We start from the raw sequence: 4,234 nt of genomic DNA, 5'->3' as shown, positions 1-4,234 counted from the left end.
TCACGATCGCTGATAACGACTCATTGTTCGCCATCGCCGACAGCCTGGTCTCACGCATCGGCGAAGTAGGACGAATCGTCTTCCTCATCAGCTTCCTCGCCGTCGTCTACACCAGCGTGCTCGGCGGATTCTCCGGCATCGCCTATGTCACCGCCGACTGCATTCGCGTGCTGCGACGGTACCCGCATCAGGACGAGTCCGAGTTCGACATGTCGGCGAAGTCCATCGAGTTCCGCGGGGCTATCGTCTACCTCAGCATCGCGACACTGGTGATCATGGGGCTGGGCAAACCGGTCACCCTGGTCCTCATCTACGCCGCGATCAGCGCCTTCATCCTGCCCGTGCTCGCGATCGCGCTCCTCGTCATCCTCAACCGTTCATCGGTGCCGGCGGCGCTGCGGAACAAGGAGGTGTCGAATGTGCTGCTGACGATCTGCTTCCTGCTGTTCGGCTTCCTCGCCGTCCTCCAGGTCAAGGAGTCGGTGATGGGGCTACTGGGCTGAGGCGAGGCTGGGAAACCCAACCCGACAATTGGCGGGTGAAGGATCGGTAATCGCGTTGTCGTGGCGGTAGCGGCACCGAGTCGGAGTCTGCATACTTAGAGACATGACACGACGACGGTCACGATTCGACGCGGAACTTGCCGCGAGTCTGTCCGTCGTCGGTGGGGTCTTCCCGCCGACCATCACCCCGTCTCTCATCGATTTCATGCGCATCTCCTATGCGTCCGAGCCTCTCGCGGAGACTCTCAAGGGGCGCAGTGTCGAACATTCAGAACATCAGGTGATCGGACACCATGGCGAGGCGATCACCGTGTCGGTCTTCAGGCGCGCGGGTGACACGGGGCGCCGCCCCACGATCGTCTACGCCCATTCCGGTGGACTGATGTTCGGTGACCGCTTCAGCGCACTCGGACTCAACCTCGACTGGGTCGAGCGCATCGGGGCCATCCTCATCAGTCCCGAATACCGCCTCGCCCCCGAATTCCAGGATCCCTACGCCCGTGAGGACATGTACGCCAGCCTGGAGTGGACGGCTGAGAATGCCGAGCGTCTCGGGGTCGACCTCGACCGACTCATCGTCGCCGGCGCCAGTGCCGGTGGGGGACTGGCCGCAGGGATGGCGCTCGCCGCCCGCGACCGCGGGGGTCCGAAGCTGCGCGGTCAGCTGCTCATCTACCCGATGCTCGATGATCGCGGGATCACCGCCTCGACCAACCAATTCGACGGCATCGGTGTCTGGGACCGGGTGAGCAACGAGACCGGCTGGCAGGCGATGCTCGGCGATGACTATCGCACAGAAGCCGTCTTGCCCTACATCGCGCCATCACGCGCCCACGATCTCTCCGACCTGCCGCCGGCCTACATTGACGTCGGTTCGGCAGAGATCTTCCGCGACGAAGCCGTTGCCTACGCCTCGGCGCTGTGGAACGACGGCAGTGAGGCGGAGCTGCACGTCTGGCCCGGAGGCTTCCACGCCTTCGACATCTTCGCCGCCCATACACACCTTGCGCAAGGAATGATCAGTACCCGAATGGCCTGGATCGAGAAGGTCCTGGCCGACTGACCGAAAGGCACAACCATGTCCCAGAACCGAGCTGTCAATGATGCCGTTGCTCGTGTGGCCTCAGAGAAGGTCGAGAGCGGCGGGGTCCCCGGCGTCGTCGCCGGAGTCACCACCGACAAGGAGACGATCAGTCTCACCTCCGCAGGAGTCCGCTCGCTTAACGATCCGCAGCCGATGACCACCGATTCGGTGTTCATGATCTTCTCCACGACTAAGGCGCTGACCGGCACGGTGGCTCTGCAGCTGGTGGAGTCGGGCGACCTCGACCTCGACGCACCGGCCCGCGAATATGCCCCCGGCCTGGCCGATGTGCAGGTCATCGAGGGCTTCGACGTCGATGGCTCCCCGATTCTGCGGGCTCCGGCAAGCGAACCGACGACCAAGCAGCTGCTGCTGCACACGGCGGGATTCGGCTACGACTTCTTCAACGAGAAGTATGAGCGCCTTGCCCGTGAGCAGGGCCAGCCGAGCATCGTCAGCAGCACCAAGCAGGCCCTGCAGACGCCGCTGCTCTTCGACCCAGGCACCCAATGGGAGTACGGATCGAACATGGACTGGGTCGGTCAGGTCATCGAAGGCATCACCGGAACCACCCTGGGTCAGGCGATGCAGACTCGGGTCCTCGACCCGCTGGGGATGAAGGACAGCAGCTTCCGGACATCGGCGTCGATGCGGCAGCGGCAGGCGACGATGCACCAGCGCACCGACGGTCAGCTGGCCGCCACCGACTTCATGCTGCCCGAGCCGGAGGTGGAGATGGGAGGTCACGGCCTCTTCTCGACCGTCGACGACTACCTCACGTTCATCAGGATGTGGCTCAATGACGGTCAGGCAGACGATGGCACCGTCGTTCTACGCCCCGAAACGGTGGACCTGGCCACCAAGAACCACCTCGGCGATCTCAAGGTGAAGATGCTGCCCGGTGTCATCCCGAGTCTGTCCAACGATGCGGAGTTCTTCCCCGGCATGCCGAAGTCGTGGGGGTACACGTTCATGATCAACGAGGAGGACGCGCCGACCGGGCGTCCGGCAGGAGCCGTAGCCTGGGCGGGACTTGCCAACCTCTTCTACTGGATCGATCGGGAGAACAACATCGGCGGCTACTGGGCGACGCAGATCTTCCCCTTCGCGGACCCGGCATCGGTCGGGGGCTACCTCGAGATGGAGACAGCGGTCTACGATGCTCTGAAGGGCTGATTCGCATCGCGGTGCGAATCGACTCCGCGATGAGACGAACACCCGCAAGGAGGCGATGACGTGCAGGAACTGTTGGGTCGCATAGCCAACCTGGACCCCCAGGCGAGTCTTGGCCTGCGCGTCATCGCCTGCTTCGACGAACTCATGGTCGGCGAGGTCAATTCCCGTGCCCTCGCCGCGGCCGCCGCGGCCCTTGCCGGCTGCCCGGCAGGGTTTCGCAACGGCGACAGGAGCAGACAGCTGCGCATCGATCCGTCAGGGAGCCCGGGCGCGGGTGCCCGCCCCGCCGAGGTGAGCGCACTGGTCCTGCCGGATGCCTCCGAGGTCTGGCTCGAGAGAGAGGGGCAAGCCCTGCCGAACGACGACCTCATCCTCGAACGGTTCGGCCTGGCCATCGGGGTGAGGTTCGGATTCGAACGACAGCAGCTGGAGACTCCGCGGGACGTGGCGCTCGCATTGGACACCACCGCGCCCACCGAGGAGCGGGTTGCCGCGGCGGTTCGGCTCGGACTCGTGGCCGGACACGGGTACCGGGTGCTCGTCGCTCCGTTGTTTGCCGTCTTCGACAGACGTCCCGCCGGTCCCACCGATGTCGTCGCCAGCGAGTACGGCGCCCTGCAGGTCCTCATCGTCGCCGACCAAGCTGAGAACATCGCCGTGACACCGGCTGGCCTTGGCCCCGTCGGCTTGATCGGCGACCTGCCCCGTTCGCTGCGCGCCGCCGTGGTGGCACTGCGTCTCAGCCGTCCTCCCGAGGAGGGCCTCGTGCGCGCGGAGAACTTCGGCGGCCTCGTCGAACTGCTCGCCGAATCGCCCGACGCTGTCGACCCCGATGCCGCCCGCATCGACGAGATCATGGAAGCACCCTGGGCGGAGTCGACGGTGCGTGTTGTCCTCGAGGCACCGACGATCAGGCAGGCGGCCAGAGACCTCGGTCTCCATCACAGCACCGTGCAGGGCAGAGTCGAGCAGCTCGCTCGCTGCCTCGGCTACGACCCGCTCACCGGGTACAACAGAACCCGGTTGGGCATCAGCGTGCTCAGGTGGCGGCTGCGCAACTCCCACGTCCTCGAACTTCCCGGGCCTGTGGGCTGAAGGCTGGCACTACTCCCTCCCGGAGCTGATCCACGTCGGATTGTTGACGATGTTACGGCTGCCCTCGACCAATGACCGGATGGAATCGAGCTGAGTCATGTCATCGGCGTCGAGACGCAGATCCACGGCCCCAAGGTTCTCCAGCGCACGCTCGGGTTTGCGCGAGCCGGGAATCGGAACGGCGGAGACTCCCATCTGGGCGGCGCGGTGGAGGAGCCAGGCCAGTGCGACCTGAGCGTTGGTGGCGTCGTGACGTCGAGCCACCTCGGCGACGATCTCGACGATCTTCTGATTGGCATCCCACGCCTCGCCCATGCGGGAAGTGCCGCCGCGGAAGTCGCCGGCGACCTGCTCCTTGGTCAGCGTGCCGGTGAGG

At 65.2% G+C, this 4,234-nt stretch carries 4 protein-coding genes and 1 pseudogene; 4 read left to right on the top strand and 1 reads right to left on the bottom strand.

The features are described from left to right. The 4 genes and pseudogenes from L0G76_RS14540 to L0G76_RS14525 form a co-directional block, all read left to right on the top strand. Positions 1 to 503: pseudogene (locus tag L0G76_RS14540) on the top strand (Nramp family divalent metal transporter); the annotation flags it as partial. A 103-nt stretch (positions 504 to 606) separates the two neighbouring features. Beyond that, positions 607 to 1,566 (top strand): alpha/beta hydrolase fold domain-containing protein, encoded by a 960-nt coding sequence (locus L0G76_RS14535; RefSeq protein ID WP_009882177.1) that lies wholly within the window; start codon positions 607 to 609, stop codon positions 1,564 to 1,566. A 15-nt stretch (positions 1,567 to 1,581) separates the two neighbouring features. Then, positions 1,582 to 2,763 carry a methyl acetate hydrolase AcmB gene (gene acmB / locus L0G76_RS14530; RefSeq protein WP_009882178.1) on the top strand — a complete coding sequence of 394 codons (1,182 nt, stop codon included), beginning with the start codon at positions 1,582 to 1,584 and terminating at the stop codon, positions 2,761 to 2,763. A 60-nt stretch (positions 2,764 to 2,823) separates the two neighbouring features. After that, positions 2,824 to 3,858: a helix-turn-helix domain-containing protein gene (locus L0G76_RS14525; protein ID WP_092104694.1), complete on the top strand. Its 1,035-nt coding sequence runs from the start codon at positions 2,824 to 2,826 to the stop codon at positions 3,856 to 3,858. Between the two features lie 9 nt (positions 3,859 to 3,867). Here the strand turns inward: L0G76_RS14525 and L0G76_RS14520 are convergent. Continuing rightward, positions 3,868 to 4,234, bottom strand: a 367-nt coding sequence (locus L0G76_RS14520; RefSeq protein WP_304357869.1) for an aldo/keto reductase, incomplete at its 5' end; no start/stop codon positions are given.

The organism is Brevibacterium picturae, from assembly GCF_030453725.1.
In the GTDB taxonomy this organism is placed as follows: domain Bacteria; phylum Actinomycetota; class Actinomycetes; order Actinomycetales; family Brevibacteriaceae; genus Brevibacterium; species Brevibacterium sandarakinum_A.
Note: the sequence above shows the minus strand (reverse complement) of the source record. Positions and strands in the feature narration are given on the sequence as shown.